This window comes from Spongiibacter nanhainus (assembly GCF_016132545.1).
Classification (GTDB): Bacteria; Pseudomonadota; Gammaproteobacteria; order Pseudomonadales; family Spongiibacteraceae; genus Spongiibacter; species Spongiibacter nanhainus.
The window spans coordinates 189298-204525 of sequence record NZ_CP066167.1; the positions used below are offsets into that span (position 1 = coordinate 189298).

General features: G+C 57.6%; 18 protein-coding genes. 4 read left to right on the forward strand and 14 right to left on the reverse strand.

All coding sequences use genetic code 11. The features are described from left to right. The first annotated feature begins 2 nt into the window (after nucleotides 1–2). A complete protein-coding gene (locus tag I6N98_RS00925; protein ID WP_198569963.1) occupies nucleotides 3–1538 on the forward strand; it encodes a class I adenylate-forming enzyme family protein in 1536 nt (511 codons plus the stop codon). Between the two features lie 66 nt (nucleotides 1539–1604). Here I6N98_RS00925 and I6N98_RS00930 read toward each other — a convergent pair whose 3' ends face one another. From I6N98_RS00930 to I6N98_RS00970, 9 genes are all read right to left on the reverse strand, one after another. After that, complete coding sequence (locus I6N98_RS00930) at nucleotides 1605–1913, reverse strand: TonB-dependent receptor (protein ID WP_198569964.1); 309 nt, start codon at nucleotides 1911–1913, stop codon at nucleotides 1605–1607. Continuing rightward, nucleotides 1907–2311, reverse strand: coding sequence for a TonB-dependent receptor domain-containing protein (locus I6N98_RS18665; protein WP_198571492.1), 405 nt, complete (start codon nucleotides 2309–2311; stop codon nucleotides 1907–1909). Before I6N98_RS18665 ends, I6N98_RS00930 begins: the two co-directional genes overlap by 7 nt. Continuing rightward, complete coding sequence (locus I6N98_RS18670) at nucleotides 2293–2721, reverse strand: TonB-dependent receptor domain-containing protein (protein ID WP_198569965.1); 429 nt, start codon at nucleotides 2719–2721, stop codon at nucleotides 2293–2295. Before I6N98_RS18670 ends, I6N98_RS18665 begins: the two co-directional genes overlap by 19 nt. Nucleotides 2722–2745: 24 nt before the next feature. Further along, nucleotides 2746–4128 carry a TonB-dependent receptor gene (locus tag I6N98_RS00945; RefSeq protein ID WP_198569966.1) on the reverse strand — a complete coding sequence of 461 codons (1383 nt, stop codon included), beginning with the start codon at nucleotides 4126–4128 and terminating at the stop codon, nucleotides 2746–2748. Between the two features lie 227 nt (nucleotides 4129–4355). Beyond that, nucleotides 4356–4730, reverse strand: a complete 375-nt coding sequence (locus I6N98_RS00950) for a VOC family protein (protein WP_198569967.1) — start codon at nucleotides 4728–4730, stop codon at nucleotides 4356–4358. Between the two features lie 44 nt (nucleotides 4731–4774). Beyond that, the gene (locus I6N98_RS00955; protein ID WP_232787419.1) at nucleotides 4775–6619 is read right to left on the reverse strand and encodes a monovalent cation:proton antiporter-2 (CPA2) family protein; all 1845 of its coding nucleotides are present in this window, start codon (nucleotides 6617–6619) and stop codon (nucleotides 4775–4777) included. Between the two features lie 84 nt (nucleotides 6620–6703). Continuing rightward, a complete protein-coding gene (ybaK, locus tag I6N98_RS00960; protein ID WP_198569968.1) occupies nucleotides 6704–7171 on the reverse strand; it encodes a Cys-tRNA(Pro) deacylase in 468 nt (155 codons plus the stop codon). A gap of 128 nt (nucleotides 7172–7299) precedes the next feature. After that, nucleotides 7300–7881: a porin family protein gene (locus I6N98_RS00965; RefSeq protein WP_198569969.1), complete on the reverse strand. Its 582-nt coding sequence runs from the start codon at nucleotides 7879–7881 to the stop codon at nucleotides 7300–7302. 89 nt (nucleotides 7882–7970) lie between these two features. Continuing rightward, nucleotides 7971–8351: an EF-hand domain-containing protein gene (locus tag I6N98_RS00970; protein ID WP_198569970.1), complete on the reverse strand. Its 381-nt coding sequence runs from the start codon at nucleotides 8349–8351 to the stop codon at nucleotides 7971–7973. Between the two features lie 241 nt (nucleotides 8352–8592). On the opposite strand from I6N98_RS00970, the gene I6N98_RS00975 reads away from it, so the two are divergent. From I6N98_RS00975 to I6N98_RS00985, 3 genes are read left to right on the forward strand one after another with little or no spacing between them, the layout of a single operon-like run. Continuing rightward, complete coding sequence (locus tag I6N98_RS00975; RefSeq protein WP_198569971.1) at nucleotides 8593–10086, forward strand: sensor histidine kinase; 1494 nt, start codon at nucleotides 8593–8595, stop codon at nucleotides 10084–10086. Continuing rightward, nucleotides 10083–10586, forward strand: coding sequence for a hypothetical protein (locus I6N98_RS00980; protein ID WP_198569972.1), 504 nt, complete (start codon nucleotides 10083–10085; stop codon nucleotides 10584–10586). Before I6N98_RS00975 ends, I6N98_RS00980 begins: the two co-directional genes overlap by 4 nt. Then, entirely contained in the window at nucleotides 10583–11926 is a 1344-nt protein-coding gene (locus tag I6N98_RS00985; protein WP_198569973.1) for a sigma 54-interacting transcriptional regulator, read from the forward strand. Before I6N98_RS00980 ends, I6N98_RS00985 begins: the two co-directional genes overlap by 4 nt. A 9-nt stretch (nucleotides 11927–11935) precedes the next feature. Here I6N98_RS00985 and I6N98_RS00990 read toward each other — a convergent pair whose 3' ends face one another. The 5 genes from I6N98_RS00990 to I6N98_RS01010 form a co-directional block, all read right to left on the reverse strand. Continuing rightward, the gene (locus tag I6N98_RS00990) at nucleotides 11936–12583 is read right to left on the reverse strand and encodes a LysE family translocator (RefSeq protein ID WP_198569974.1); all 648 of its coding nucleotides are present in this window, start codon (nucleotides 12581–12583) and stop codon (nucleotides 11936–11938) included. A gap of 6 nt (nucleotides 12584–12589) precedes the next feature. Next, nucleotides 12590–13330: a TerC family protein gene (locus I6N98_RS00995; RefSeq protein WP_198569975.1), complete on the reverse strand. Its 741-nt coding sequence runs from the start codon at nucleotides 13328–13330 to the stop codon at nucleotides 12590–12592. A 47-nt stretch (nucleotides 13331–13377) separates the two neighbouring features. Continuing rightward, nucleotides 13378–13932, reverse strand: coding sequence for a transglutaminase-like domain-containing protein (locus I6N98_RS01000; protein ID WP_232787420.1), 555 nt, complete (start codon nucleotides 13930–13932; stop codon nucleotides 13378–13380). A 232-nt stretch (nucleotides 13933–14164) separates the two neighbouring features. Further along, nucleotides 14165–14395, reverse strand: coding sequence for a hypothetical protein (locus I6N98_RS01005; RefSeq protein ID WP_198569976.1), 231 nt, complete (start codon nucleotides 14393–14395; stop codon nucleotides 14165–14167). Between the two features lie 12 nt (nucleotides 14396–14407). Beyond that, entirely contained in the window at nucleotides 14408–15073 is a 666-nt protein-coding gene (locus I6N98_RS01010) for a nitroreductase (RefSeq protein WP_198569977.1), read from the reverse strand. Nucleotides 15074–15228 lie beyond the last annotated feature (155 nt).

Below are 15228 nucleotides of genomic sequence, written 5' to 3' on the forward strand. Positions count from 1 at the left end.
CGATGAAATATCGAAACTACTCTGCATTTAACGTTGCCAGTTATCTGGATCAGGCGGCGTCTCGCTCTCCTTCGGCGGTGGCCTTGTGCGAGGATGATCAACACCAATTAACCTTTGCTGAGCTCGATGAGCGGGTCACTGCCTTGAGCGAGCAGTTTGTGAATACGGTAAAACTCAGGCCGGGAGATCGAGTGGCACTTTTCGCCTCAAATCGCATCTCTTATATCGAGGTGATGTTGGCATGCTGGAGAGCGAACCTGGTGGTAGTGCCAATCAATTTTCAGCTACACCCTGAAGAGGTTGACTATATCGTTAATGATAGTGGTGCCAAGTTGTGCCTTGCGGCTGGCGAGGCGCTCGCTAATTTGAATGATACGGCGAAAAAACACGGAACACGCTGTGTGTATGCCAGTATCGATGATCCCGAAAGTTGGTCTGAGGCCGACAGTCAACATAGCGACGGTGGCGATAGCGATCTGGCATGGCTGTTCTATACCAGTGGCACAACGGGCAAGCCCAAAGGGGTGATGATTAGCCATGAAAACCTACGGCAGATGGTGTTGAATTATTTCACCAATATCGAGCAGATCAACGGCGATGACAGTATTCAACATTATGGGCCCTTGTCTCATGCCAGTGGATTCTATGTGTTACCTCACCTCATGCGGGGTGCCACCAATGTTGTGGTAAAGCAGTTGTCGCCAACCATCGATACCATATTGATGCTTGCCGAGCAGTTCGGGCCGGTAACCTTCTTTATGGCCCCTACCTCCCTGCAGCGTTTGGTGGCGGATATACCCCAGCCACTGGACACAAATCTTATCCGCACTATTGCCACCGGAGGTGGAACGCTCCACGTCCCACTTGCGCGGCGCATAGATCACCTGCTTCCCGGAAAACTCGCCCAGGTTTATGGGCAAGGCGAGTCGCCAATGACGATTTCTGTGATGCCTGCTGACGAACTGAGGCAGGCAGCACAGCGTGGAGATGATTCACAGTTGAGGTCGGTTGGTCGAGCTTTTAGCGGCATCGAGGTTTCTCTGCGAGATGAAAAGGGTGGTTTTGTTGAGGGCGGGGCAGTCGGAGAGATCGTTGTCCGCGGACCGACGGTAATGAAGGGCTACTGGCAACGACCTGAAGCCACCGAAAAAGCGATTCGTGACGGATGGTTGTACACCGGAGACATCGGCAGTTTCGATGAGCAAGGTTACCTGACCTTGCTGGATCGATCAAAAGACGTGGTGATTAGCGGTGGGATGAATATTTACTCGCGGGAAATTGAAGACCTGCTTATGGACCATCCCGCCGTCCATGAGGTCGCGATTGTTGGCGTTCCCGATCCGGAATGGGGAGAGGCCGTGGTGGCTTGCATCGCCCTGGTGCCAAGTGGCCAGGCCTGTGATGAAGACTTGGATGCACTGTGTTTGCAGCATTTGGCCCGCTTCAAGCGTCCAAAACGCTATGTTTACTTTGAATCTTTACCAAAAAATAACTATGGCAAGATTCTAAGCGCGAGCTGCGGGAAAAGGCGATCGTAAGTACTTAGGCGTTCAGTGTGGATATGGGGCCTCCCAGACCTCTGATCAGTCAGGGCCCTACTAGGTTTAGGGCTTCCAGGAAAAGGTCACCCCGTAGGTCTGGGGCATGCCAGTGTAGCGACCTATGGTATCGAGTTGGTTGGTGACGTTGTTGTAGTAGTACTCGTCGGTGAGGTTGCGACTCCACAGTGTCAGCGACCAGGGGCCTCCGGTGGGGGCCAGTCCAAGTCGGGCGTTAATCAAGGCGTAGTCATCGATAAAGAAGCGGGGGTCTTTCTCCAGCGACGCGTTGGTCTCTGCCCGGTAGTTGTAGTCGGCGCCCACCGACACTTCATAGCGCTCAAACACGGGCAGCACGTAATCGAGGATTAGCACGTATTCCCACTGGGGCTGTAGTTAAAGGGTTTGCCGGCAAAGTCGAATTCATTGCCATCGCTGTCGCCACTGACAAACTCGATGACTTCGGTATCCAGATACGAGGCCGAGAAGCTGACAAACAAGCCCTCCAGCGGAGTGGCCTTGATATCCAACTCGGCGCCGGTGACTTCTGATTCCGGTGCGTTGCGCAGGATGGGTAGGGCGCCAAAGATGGGGTCGCGGAAGTTGGTCTTCAGCTGCTTGTCTTTGTACTGGTAGTGGAATACCGCGGTGTTGACCTGCAGGCTGGGGTTGAACTTGATCTTGGCACCGATCTCGAGAGCGTCCAGCCGTTCTTGGGTGGCCGGCTCAAATTGGGCGGAGTCGGAGATGTTGATTAGCGGAAGCTGCCGGATTTGTAGCCCCGGCTCAAGGCGGTATAGAACATGGCGTCATCATTGTAGAGCCAGTCCAAAGCGATGCGACCAGAGAGGTTGTCCTCCGACAGACTGCCGGTGTAGAGACCGGGCCGACGGGTCTCGCTGTCCAGGGTAAAGCAGCCGCCGCGCTCGGCGGTGCCGGGCGCATAACCGGCCAGGGGTGATTGCAACAGGCTCAATGCAGTAAAAGCCGTGCTCAGACCGGCTCCTTCATTGGTGGCGCCGGCGCGCTCCTGACCGGCACCGGGACTGTCCTCCACATTGACGTCTCTGGAGCAGCCTTTGAAATCCCGTTGCTCGTCGGTATAGCGGGCGCCGAGGGTCAGCTTCAGATCGTCGGTGAAGCGCCACTCGGCGTGACCGAATACCGCGGCGGTTTCCGCCACCTGCGTGCCGCCAAGCCGGAGCGGTTATCCAGTATGGCAAAACCATCGGGGGGAAGAGGGGAATACTCTCGGGCAGGCCCACGGGGAAGATAATACTGACGTTCTCGTGGTAGAAGGCGCTGAAACTTCGTCGACCTCGTCTTCGCTGTAATTAACCCCAAGTTGCCAGAACCAGGCGTCGCTGGGCGTACTGGCCAGGCGCACTTCCACATTGTGGTAGTCGGTGGTGGCAAATACGCTGCGCTCGGTGTTCTCGGTATCCACGCCGGATTGAGGAATGAAACTGCCGTCGGATTCAAACTGGCCGATGGAGGCCAGGGCATACAGGGTGGTGATGTCGCTGAGGTTCCATTCGGCGCGGATACCACCGGAGATAAACTGGTCGTCCAGCTGGAAGTTGAGCCCGGTGTTGGGCCAGTCCGCCAGGGTATTGTCATCGGTATCGGGGTCGACGGTGGGATAGTTGGCCACATTGGGGTGAACGGCCAGTTCGCCCAAAATCACGTTCTGCGACTCCACATCGATAACCTGAAGCCCCTGGGGCTCGGAGCGATCCCGCCAGCCGTCGAGATGGCCGCGCAGCAGCAGGTCGTTGCTGGCCTGCCAATCCAGTGTGGCGCGAAACGCCGTTTTGTCCTGCTCACCCAGCTCGTCATAGCCAAAGCGACCGTAGGGGCCACCCAGGTCGCGACCGGTCTTGCCGTTGTAATTGGGGCTGTCGGGATGGCGGGTGTTGCTCTTTTGCCAACCTTCGCTGGCGTGGATTTGCCGGTAGGCAACCCGTGCGCTAAGGGTGTCGGTGAGGGGGCCGCTGACGAAGGCTTCCAGCTCTTTGGTGTCGTAGCGGCCGTAACCCAGCTCGACGCCGTAGACGAAACTGTCGGTGGGAAGCTCAGTAATGTAGTTAATGGCGCCGCCGGTCGTATTGCGGCCGTAGAGGGTTCCCTGGGGCCCCTTCAACACTTCCACCCGGCTGATATCAAGGTTGGCGCCCTTGCTCATAATGGGGAAGGGCAGGTTGAATTCGTTGATATACACACCCACAGTGGCGCTGGCGGTCTGACTGTTCTCGTTAAAACCGACGCCGCGCAGAGTATAAATAGGGGTATTAAAACCGCCATCGGCGTATGAGAAGCCCGGCACCAGTTTGCCCAAGTCCCGTGTATCGGTGATGCCCAACACATCGAGATCGTCGCCGCTGTAGGTGGCGATAGCTAATGGAATGTGGTCGGCGCCCTCTTCGCGCTTTTGGGCGACGACGATGACTTCTTCCAGGGTGAGTCGAGAGCGGTTGATTTTTTCCGGCTGGGGGGCGCTTTGGGCGATAGCCTCCAGCGCGAAAGATGTTGCTAATCCCAGAGCAAAAACGCGACTGCAACGCAGTGAGCGTGAAACGATATTGAGCACCAACCCTTTCTCCAACAACAATTTTTGAGGCAGGTAGCCGGTGCGCTCCCGCCGTTTCTCTTTGGCGGCGCATAATAGCGAAATGGACGGGTAATAGGGGCGCTGGAGATAGGCGTATTAGTAATATGCTTATTCTAATAACCAGATAAGGCGCCGTGGTAAGGGCGACACAAGGACTGTGCCGCCCGGGTGTTTAGGGCCTATTCACACTAATTGCAATGGGGTACTTACTGGGTCTTAAGGGGCGTGAAGAAATTCAGTTTATTGCCGTCCAGGTCGCGGATATAGCCGCAGTAGAAAGTGTCCATGCGAGGGCCGGGCTCGCCTTCATTTGTTGCTCCCAGTTCGAGGGCTTTGGCGTGAAGTGCGTCGACTTGTTCGGCGCTGGCCACCGACAACGCAATCATCACGCCGTTACCTACGGTCGCTTCTTCGCCGTCGTAGGGGTAGCAGATGCAAAACATCTGTCCGCTGTCGTCCCCCCAGGCTATAAAGCGATCCGCTTTAAACAACTGGCCGCAGCCCATCTCTGCCAACAGAGCGTTGTAAAATTGCTCAGCGCGATCCATATCGCGGGTGCCCAGCATGGTATATCCGATCATAGTTAGCTCCTGTCGCGTGTCGTTATGTGCTTTTCAAACATCGTTTACGTGTTGTGATCTGCGGTGCTCTGTTGGTCGATATGAGCGTCCCGTTCCTTTTGGTCGGCCAGCAGCACTTGGCGCAGGTCATCAAGGCGTTGGCGTACCGCCAGGCCATAGCTCTTATCATCGCCCCACAGTTCTGACAACACTTTGAGGGTTTGCTCGTCGTGCTCTTTAAACAATTGACCAGCCCGGGAGGCATTGCTGTCAGTCAGGCCTAATAGCTTCAGTGCATCGACGCCAAGGTTGAGGGCTGAGTCGAAGGTCTCACGCCGCAGCCCGGCTATGCCACTGCGCATCAGTGCATAGGTGTGGCGTCGGTCGATGGCCCGGGCCAGAATTTTCAGGTGGGGAAAGTGCTGTTGTGCCGTGGCAATGATGGCCAAGGTTTTATCGGGTTCGTCCACCGCAATCACTAACACCTTGGCTTCGGCGGCACCGGCGGCTTCCAGCAGGTCGCGGCGGGAGGCATCGCCATAGTAAACCGTGTTGCCAAATCGTCGCACCATCTCCACCTGACTGGGACTGTGATCAAGGATGGTCAGATGATAACCCTGGGCGCTGAGTAGGCGGCCAACGACTTGCCCAAAGCGACCGTAGCCCGCCAGGATCACATCGTGACTGGGTTCGATGTTGTCGTCGGCACTGGACGGGCAAGCCTGTTGATCGGGACGACTGTAAAGATACTCGTAAAGCACAATCAGCAGGGGCGACAGTAGCATGGAGAGTGCGACCACCACGGTAACCAGACTGCCTACTTCGGCACTGAATACGCTGGCGCTGCGCCCGGCACTGATCAGCACAAAAGCAAACTCCCCGCCTTGTGCCAGTGCCAGAGTAAATAACAAACCGTGGCGGCGCCCCATCTTAAACAGTGCCGCCAATACGCCGAGCACGGCGGCTTTGATCCCCATTAGGGCCAGCACGGCGATGCCGATGATAAGGGGTTGCTGGATTAGCAATTCAAAATCGATGCTGGCGCCAACAGTAATAAAGAACAGTCCCAGTAGTAGCCCTTTAAAGGGCTCAATATCCACTTCCAGTTCGTGGCGAAATTCGTTCTCCGCCAATACCACCCCGGCGAGGAAGGTCCCCAGCGCCGGGGACAAACCGATCACCTGCATCAGCGCGGCAATGGCCACCACCAGTAACAGTGTGAAGGCAGTGAAAATTTCCCGCAGCCGCGTCTCTGCCATATAGCGCAGCACCGGCGCGGCGAGGAATCTCCCGGCAATCACGATGCCGGCTATAGTCGCGAGGGTGACGGCGATTTTGGCGGCGGTGGGCAGGTCGTGGATCAGACTGTGACCGTGGTCGTCGGCCCCAGTGCCGCCGATGCTGCTCAATGCCAGCAGTGGTAATAGCGCCAGGATTGGGATAACGGCGATATCCTGAAACAGCAGTACCGCGAAGGCGTTGTTACCAGCGGGCGACTTCAGTAAGCCCCGTTCAGTCAGGGATTGCAGCACAATGGCTGTCGACGACAGCGCCAGCGCCAGACCGATGGCCAACGCCGTTTGCCAGGCCAGGTCGGAGACCAGCAATAGACCGCCGGCCAGCAGCGCACAGGTGACCACCACCTGTAGCCCGCCCAGGCCCAGAATCGGGCGGCGCATGGCCCACAGGCGATCGGGTCGCAGCTCCAGGCCGATCAGAAACAACATCATTACCACGCCGAATTCGGCAAAGTGCATCACCTCGGTCTGGTCGCCCACAAGGTGAAGAGCGTGGGGGCCAATAATCACACCGGCGATCAAATAGCCCAGCACCGAACCCAAGCCGATGCGTTTTGCCAAGGGCACCGCCAGCACGGCGGCAAGTAGGTAAATCAATGCGGTGATCAACACGGCGTGCGTCCTTGTGGGTTTGTTATCGTTACCGTTGTACAGTTTTACTGGGACAGTCGATTTTTGCTCGCAACCACTGTTCCCTCAGGCCTGAATCCCGGCAAATGATGCGCCGGTAAGCGTGGCGAGATCATTGGCGGCAAGTTCGATTTCCAGGCCGCGACGGCCGGCACTGACAAAGATGGTGTCAAAGGATTGGGCGCTGCTATCAATAACAGTGGGCAGGCGTTTCTTCTGTGCCAGCGGGCTCACCCCGCCCAACACATAGCCACTGCTGCGCTCTACGGCCTTGGCGTCAGCCATGGCGGCTTTTTTGGCGCCGGCGGCCTTGGCGGCAGCCTTTAAGCTGAGCATCGAAGAGACCGGCAACACCATCACTGCCAGCTTGCCACTGTCGAGGCTTACCACCAGAGTTTTGAATACCTGCAGTGGATCCAGATCCAGTTTCTCAGCCGCTTCCAGACCATAGGACTCGCTGGCTGGGTCGTGCTGGTAACTGTGGACGGTGTGCGCAATACCTTGCTTTTCGGCAAGTGTGATAGCCGGTGTCATGTTGCCCCCCTTGTTGAATCGGGGAGTATAGCGCGGATTGTGTGAGGGGGAGGTTAAAGAAAAAAGCCGGGACCACCGCGGGGCGGGAGGGTGTGATCCCGGCAAGTTGGAGAACGCTGTGGGTGGGGTTAGAAGGCCAGGCGTGCGCCCAGCTTCATGGTGTCCATATCGCCGTCCCAATTGCCGCCTGGATTCGGCAGGTTGGAGTCATCCAGGTCGATCCGATAGCGGTCGTACTCCAGTGCGACGATCAAGTTCTCTGTAACCTCAAAGTCTGCACCCACCCCCACGAAGGGGTCTTCGCCGTCATAATCGCGCTTGACGCCAGCGACCTTGGTGTCGACCTCCCAAAACAGCAGCCCGCCTTTGGCAAACAGACCGAAACTGTCTGTCAGAGGCAGACGACCCACCAGGGCAAGATCGTAACCGTCGACGTCGGCTGTGCCGATACCGCCGCTGAACTCACCGAAGTTCAGGTAGCTGGCTTCAATGCCGATGATCTCGTTTGCTTGAATCCCGACCAAAATTTCAGAGAAATTGTCATCCTCATCAAAGTCGCCGCCGCGGTCCTTGTATACACCGTAGTTACCGCCAACATAAACGTGGGAATCGCTTCCAGAGCGGTACTGCGATTGGGCTTTGGCAGCCATGGAACCAGCGCTTAACGACGCCGCGATTACGATCATGGTCAGTGCGTGACGCAATGTCATAGGAGTACCTCCGTCAATCGTTGTTGTCGACCTTTACAGGGTCTGGAGCAGCCCTGGGGCTGCTCCATTTATTGCGAGTGAGTGGTGGCTTACTCTGCTTCTTCTGTTTCAGAGATCGCTTCCTTACGCGCCATAAATTCCTGTTGGCTGACTTCACCGTTGGCGTCTGCATCAACCTTACCGAAGTGCTCCCGCAGTCCGCGCTCGGCCTGAGCCTCTTGCTCGCTGATCTTGCCATCGGCGTTGGTATCCAGTGCGCCGAACAGCGCTTTGCTGTATTCCTGATCGCCACTCATGGTGGTGGAGCTACTGCCCTGTGCACTCATACCTGCACCGCTGTTGGCAGCGAGGCCGGCATCGTTGGTGACGCCCTGCGCCGAGCCGGAGGTGGAGTTGTTGAGCTGCAGGCCGGCGGCCAGTGCGGTGGTGGTGATTAGCATGGCGGCGGCTGTGAACATTGTCTTCTTCATAACACTCTCCTTCTGTGGGTTGTCCCGGGCCTCCCGGGTTGTCGGGGAGGCAATCGATGATTTTTCGATGCCCGGTATCTCCCTAAGGGCAATCCCTGTGCCAGTTTTTTAAAGTCAATAAAAACAATGACTTAGCAATTTTCATCGAACTTTCTCGGGAATTTACCCCTCCAAACTGTTGCTATTTGCCAACACTGCGCCGTTGCAAAATTTAAAAATCATTTAAAATCATGGGGTTACGATGTTGCAAAACGGCAACACCCAGGGCTGGCCGCAGACTGATGCCGCAGCACTGGAGCGCGACAATACCGCCGCCAGGCAAACGCCTGGCCTGTTGCGGCAATGGCTGGTGGCCACGCTGTTGGCGATGCTGCCGTTGGTGATGGCGGTTGGCTATGCCGTGTGGGAGCTGGAGCGACAGAGTCGGCGCCAAAGTGAAGAGGTACTGCGTCAGTCCCAGCTCGGCCAGCTGGCAGTGACCCTGCGGCAACACACCGAAGGTATTGAACGGGCGTCCAGGCAGTACCGGCTGTTGCAGGAGCCGCGCTTTGTCGACCTGCTGGAGGTCAAGCTCAACCAGAGTCTCGACGCCCTGGCGCGTCTCGAGAATCTGTTGCCCCCTGAGCAACGTCATCAAACTCGCACTGACCGCATCGCCTTGGAAGCACAGTTCAACGCTATTGGCGAAGGCGCTCAACAGTTGACCCGGCCGCTGGACGAGACTTACCAGCGTACCCGGGAATTGAGCGAGGCGCTGCAGGCCGCTATCCGTGAAACTGTGGCGGAATCCATCGATGCCAATCGGCGCGGTGCCACAGCTTTGCGCTGGCGCGTCACGCTGACCGGTGCACTGGCTTTGCCGCTGACGCTATTGCTGCTGGCGTTGGGGTGGCGGCGGATCAAACGTTCCTTTGGCAGCTTGAGCGAGGCCATCCAACAGCTGGGTCGGGGCGAGTGGCGCAGGCCTATCGCCGTTGCCGGTCCGGCGGATTTGGTTCGGCTCGGCGAGCGCCTGGAGTGGATGCGGGGTGAGTTGGCGTCGGCAGAGGCGCAAAAGCAACAGCTGACCCGCCATATCACCCACGAGTTAAAGAGCCCATTGGCGGCCATTGTCGACGCCAACGACCTACTGCGGGACGAGGTGCCGGGACCATTGGCGGACGAGCAGCGTCGGGTGTTGTCGATTCAGGCCCAGCAGGCCGAGCAACTGCAAAACCTGATTATGCAATTGCTGGATTTCAATGCCGCCAGCCACACCCACAACAGCCCTCGGGGCGATGTCGATCTGGCGGCGCTGTGTCGCACCCTTTATCAGCGCTACCGGCGTATTGATCCTGCGCAGAGCCCGTCGTGTGACTGGCAGGGGGAGTTGGACTCTATACGCGGATATCCAGCCGAGCTGGAAATGATTCTGGCCAACCTGTTGTCCAATGCCATGGTGTACTGCGATGCGCGTCATCACATTGCGGTTCGCTGGGGGCGGCGAGACGACAGCTGGTGGCTGTCGGTCAAAGACGATGGTCCGGGCATTCCCCCGGAAGATCAGGGGCGTTTGTTTAGAGCCTTTGAACAAGGTAGTGCGCCCCGGCGCGGGGCGCTAAAAGGCAGCGGCCTGGGGCTGGCCATTGTCCGCGAATGCTGCGAACGCATTGGCGCCAAATTACATTTGCACAGCGACACTGACCAGGGCTGTGTATTCACTCTTATATTTCCAATCGATAGCGAGGCACCATGACAGGGATTTTCAATCGCAGCATTTTGTTGTTGCTGGCTGGGGCAGTGGTATCGGCTTGTACGCCCACTGATACTGAGCTGGGGCATCGCCAAACCAATATGCCAGTGGACAAGGCCCAATGCCAGGCGGCACTGCCAATGCAGTGCGATACCGAGCGACATTTGATGAAGGCGCAACAGTTTTGTTTGCTGCCCGACGCTGAGCGGCCCTCGGCGACTCTGCGCAGTGACGACGTGGCGGAGCTGCTGGATGCCATGTTGGCGGCAACCTGCGAGCCCCTGGCCAATCATCACACTATCGAGGCGCTGGCCCAGCGCTTGGATGAATTGCCGATCAGTGACAGCGAGCGCGCTTTGCTGGCACTGGTAAAACGACAGCAGCAGGCATTGAGCTCCCAGCGAGCGCGTATCGATAACCTGGAAGCGCAACTGGAATCCACTATCGAAGGGATAGGCGAAATCGAGTCTGAATTGCATCAAAACGGAGGGCAACAACCGTGAATACCGAGGCAACCCTGTTATTGGTCGACGACGATACCGGCTTGCTAGAGCTGCTTTCCATGCGGCTGGAAGCCTGGGGATATCAGGTGGTATGTGTTGAGAGTGGCGATGACGCCCTGGCGGTAGTCGCTGAGCGGGAGGTCGACTTGGTGTTGAGTGACTTGCGAATGGACGGATTGGATGGCCTAGCGCTGTTTGAAGCGCTGCAGCAGCGCCACCCCGGCCTGCCACTGATCCTGCTGACTGCCCACGGCCGCGTGGAGGATGCGGTAACCGCCACCCAAAAAGGGGTATTCGGCTTTCTTACCAAGCCGGTGGACAAAGATGAACTGCGCAAGTTAATCGACGAAGCGCTGGGGCAGCACCCCCGCCCCAAGGACAACGACTGGTGTGACGACTTGGTCTATGGCAGTGCCGCCATGCAGCAACTGCTGGATCAAGCTTGGCGGGTGGCATCCAGCCCGCTAAATATTATGATCAGTGGCGAAAGTGGTACCGGTAAAGAGGTGATGGCTCGAGCATTGCACCGCGCCAGCCCGCGCCACGCCGAACCTTTTATCGCCATTAATTGCTCGGCCATTCCCGGTGACCTGTTGGAGTCGGAACTGTTCGGTCATGTCAAAGGCGCTTTCAGTGGCGCCACCCGGGACCACGAAGGCTTGTTTGCCCGGGCCGATGGCGGCACCGTGTTCCTCGATGAAATTGGCGATATGCCTCTGGCACTGCAGGCCAAGTTGCTGCGGGTGCTGCAGGAGCAGGTGCTGCGTCCGGTTGGGGGGCGGGCCGACCGGCATATCGATGTGCGGGTGTTATCGGCCACCCACCGGGATTTGCGGCGGGCGGTTAAAGACGGCGGCTTTCGTGAGGATTTGTACTATCGGCTCAATGCCGTAGAGCTGACGCTGCCCGCATTGCGGGAGCGACCCTCAGATATCCCGCTACTGGCCCGGCATTTTTTAGCGGTGGCCGCCGAGCGTCAGCACACCGAGCGCAAGCAGCTGTCCCCTGCGGCGATGTCCAAGCTGGTCAGTTACCCCTGGCCCGGCAATATCCGCCAGTTGGGCAATATTATCGAGCAATTGGTGGCACTGACGCCGGGGCCGGTGATCGGCGATGGACAAGTTGTGGCGAGCCTTCCCGAGGAGGACGACGGTGCCAGCGAGATCCCCAAATTTGCCGAAGCCAGAAAAGACTTTGAATCCCGTTACCTGCGCCGGTTGCTCACCGCCACTGGCGGCAACATGACCCAGGCAGCCAAGTGTGCGGGCCGCAATCGCTCAGACCTGTATAAACTGATCAAAAAACACGGCATCGATCCGGAACAGCTTCGCAGCGCCTGAAATAACAAGTTAGTCTGCGCGCGCAATGAGGTAAGCGCCAGCGGCAATCAAGCCGCTGCCCATGGTGCGGTGGGCGGTTTTTCGGTGCCGTGCGGTGATGGCATGCCGGGGCAGTTGTCCGGCTAGCAACACGTAGAACAGTTTGGCACCGCCGACGCTGACGACTGTGATCGCTGCCACCAGGGCCGCATCGGTGTAGCTAAGCGGGTTGAGCTGAACAAACAGCGGCAGCAGGCTGGCGTAAAACACAATGGCTTTGATGTCAGCCAGGGTTAGCCCCAAGCCCGCAGAGAAACTGCCAAGCAAGCTGCCAGGGTAGTACCAGGGGGCGTCTGGTGCCGGCTTACTTTGTTTGCTGTCATCCGTACTCGATGAAGCGCGGCGCCACAGTTGCACACCGTAGTAAACGAGAAACAGCCCGGCGAGGAGCCGCACCACGCTGAACACGCTGCCCAGTGCGGCGGACAATGCCGTCATGCCCAACAGTGCCAGAGCGACAAAAACTAGGTCCCCTGCGACCACTCCCAAGCTGGTGGCAACGCCGTGACGCGGGCCGCCGCTAACACTGCGGCTGATCACCAGCGCAACACTGGTGCTGGGTAGCAGCGCCAGGGCCGTCATCGCGGCGAACAGGGTTAAGGCATCCCAGAGTGTCATCGCCTCTTACTCCTGTAATTTCTTGTGGAGCTGAACGACGTTTTTGTTTTTACGAATGCGCAGATTGAGCAGCTCCACAGCAAAGGAGAAAGCCATGGCAAAGTAGATATACCCCTTGGGCACATGCACATCAAAGCCTTCTGCCATCAGCGTCAAACCAATCATTAGCAAGAATGACAGGGCCAAAATCTTAATGGTGGGATGTTTGTCAACAAAATCGCCAAGCGGTTTGGCGGCAACCAGCATGACGCCCACGGATACGATAATGGCGATGACCATCACCGATAAATGGTCCACCAAGCCCACCGCAGTGATGACTGAATCCAGCGAAAATACGATATCCAGTGCAGCGATTTGCGCCAGGACGGGGAAAAAGGCGGCGCTGCCCGCGCTGGCCGCATTGTGTTCCTGTCCTTCCAGGCTGGCGTGGATCTCGTGGGTAGCTTTCGCCAACAGAAATAGCCCACCGACAATCAGGATAATATCCCGGCCGGAAATAGCCTGACCCAATACGGTGAACAGTGGCTCAACCAAGCCCATAATCCAGGCCAGTGCGAACAGCAGTAGCAACCGGGCACCCATTGCCAGTCCCAGGCCAATTTGGCGGGCCTTGTCCCGCTGATGAGCCGGCAGGCGCGCCACCAGAATAGAGATGAAAATAATATTGTCGATGCCCAATACCACTTCCAGGGCGACCAAGGTCCCCAAGGCAACCCAGGCTTCCGGGCTGGCGATCCATTCAAACATGGTGGTGATATCCTGTATTCAGTGTGCTGTTAATTGGGTTGTCGCAACTACAATTGTGTGACCGATACCAGCTGCCGCTGGGGGAACATCGGTGGCCCGAACTGGGTATAGATGGCAACATCTGCCGCATCCCGGCCGTAAGCGAAGGCCACGTAACCGCCACGGGTATAGGCCTGTGTCGGGTCAAAGGTGTACCAGCGGCCGCCGACAAAGGCCTCAAACCAGGCGTGTAGGTCCATGGGTTGTAGTTGGTGGAGACAGCCCACCACCATGCGAGCGGGAATGCTCAGGCTGCGACACAGTGCGATGCCCAGGTGGGCCAAGTCCCGGCATACCCCATACCCTTGCTGGTAGGTCTCCATGGCCGAGATCGGGCGGTCGACGCTGCCGGGGCGGTAGGCGATGTTTTGCCGCAACCAGTTTTCTATGGCGGCGACCTGGTCGTAACCCAGTAGCGAGCCCTGGCCAATTTGGGTCGCTAAATCGTTGCAGCGCTCGGATTCGCAGTAGCGGCTGGGCAGCAAATAATTGAGGACATCGTCGGGTAGGTTTTGCACCTCTACAAAGGGGGCGCCGGGGGGCGCGGTCAGTGCCGTCGGCAATTTCCACGTCCGCCTCGGTAGTGATCTCAAATTGCCCAACCGGCGCGACCAAGCGCTGGCAAAGGTTGCCGTAGCTATCGGTGAACTCAAAGGCGGGCACATTGGGGTTTAACAGATAACTCTCCCGGGATATCCATTGCTGGGCGCCACTGCGGGGCCGCAGCATAAGAATAAAAGGCATTGGCGCAGTGATATCAAAGGCCAGTTCACAACGGGTTCGCAGCCACATGGCTTACTCGCTTCCTGTCGGAGTGGGGTGGATTTCCGCTTCGTTGCGGTGTTGTTGGTACTCTTCGAAGCTAACGCCGCTTTCCGCCATGCATTCTTCATACTGGCTGGGTGGCTGCTTCTCGCATTCCAAGCGCTGGTTGTGCTGGATGTTGTTGTAGACCGCCTCGTTGCTGCAGGCGCCCAGCAGCGATATCAGCAGCAGCTGAGGTATTGCCAATATGCCTTTGTGCACGGTGTGAGCCCCTTATTTGATCAAGGTCAGCATGGAGTCCAGCGGCGCCCGATCCATGGTGACTTCATTAATTTTTGCGCCTTTATCTTCATAACCAAATGACAGGCCGCAAATGATTTCGTGCCCCTCTGGCAGACTGGCAATCTCTTTAATAGGGTCAGGGTAAAAAGCCAAGGCGCCCTGGGGGCAGCTCGCCGCGCCGTACTCAACCAGGAGTAACATGAGTGTTTGCAGGTAGATGCCGACATCCAGGGCATTCACCGGGCCCATGCCCCCGGGCATGGAGATAAACCCCACGTGAGGCGCGCCAAAGAACTCCCAGTTCTTGAGCATCAGTGCCTGGCGCTTGTCCCGCTCGTGGCGTTCAATATCCATGGTGCTGTAGTAGCGCATGGCGCAGTCGTATTGGCGCTCTTTATACACCCCACCCAGGTCGGCATCACCGGGTTTAAAGCCGGGGCTGGGTGCTTTGCCGCTGACAATCTCTTCGACCAGAGCTTTTTCCAACTTGTCTCTCGCTTCGCCGGATACCACCGTCAAATGCCAGGGCTGGGTGTTGCAGTTGGAGGGGGCCAGGCGAGCGTGGTCCAGTATCTCCAGCAGTATGTCATCGGGGATGGGGTCGGGCTTGTAGCCGCGAATGGTGCGGCGAGCTTTTAGCGCGTCAACGACGTTCATTCGGGTGGTCCTATTCAGTGTCTCTATTTGCAGCGTGAGTTACAGCGCACCAGAGTAGCATACCGCGCCAGGCGCCTGTCGAGACGACGGGTGGCGACGTCTTTTTAACCTGGCAATCAAATAGCTGAATCCTTCGCTATTTAATTGTCGCCCGT

What these genes read in the sequence shown, in the direction of transcription:
- I6N98_RS00925 (WP_198569963.1), top strand. Translation starts at nt 3, where the DNA reads ATGAAATATCGAAACTACTCTGCATTTAACGTTGCCAGTTATCTGGAT.
- I6N98_RS00950 (WP_198569967.1), bottom strand. Translation starts at nt 4,730, where the DNA reads ATGATCGGATATACCATGCTGGGCACCCGCGATATGGATCGCGCTGAG.
- ybaK (WP_198569968.1), bottom strand. Translation starts at nt 7,171, where the DNA reads ATGACACCGGCTATCACACTTGCCGAAAAGCAAGGTATTGCGCACACC.
- I6N98_RS00965 (WP_198569969.1), bottom strand. Translation starts at nt 7,881, where the DNA reads ATGACATTGCGTCACGCACTGACCATGATCGTAATCGCGGCGTCGTTA.
- I6N98_RS00970 (WP_198569970.1), bottom strand. Translation starts at nt 8,351, where the DNA reads ATGAAGAAGACAATGTTCACAGCCGCCGCCATGCTAATCACCACCACC.
- I6N98_RS00975 (WP_198569971.1), top strand. Translation starts at nt 8,593, where the DNA reads ATGTTGCAAAACGGCAACACCCAGGGCTGGCCGCAGACTGATGCCGCA.
- I6N98_RS00980 (WP_198569972.1), top strand. Translation starts at nt 10,083, where the DNA reads ATGACAGGGATTTTCAATCGCAGCATTTTGTTGTTGCTGGCTGGGGCA.
- I6N98_RS00990 (WP_198569974.1), bottom strand. Translation starts at nt 12,583, where the DNA reads ATGACACTCTGGGATGCCTTAACCCTGTTCGCCGCGATGACGGCCCTG.
- I6N98_RS00995 (WP_198569975.1), bottom strand. Translation starts at nt 13,330, where the DNA reads ATGTTTGAATGGATCGCCAGCCCGGAAGCCTGGGTTGCCTTGGGGACC.
- I6N98_RS01010 (WP_198569977.1), bottom strand. Translation starts at nt 15,073, where the DNA reads ATGAACGTCGTTGACGCGCTAAAAGCTCGCCGCACCATTCGCGGCTAC.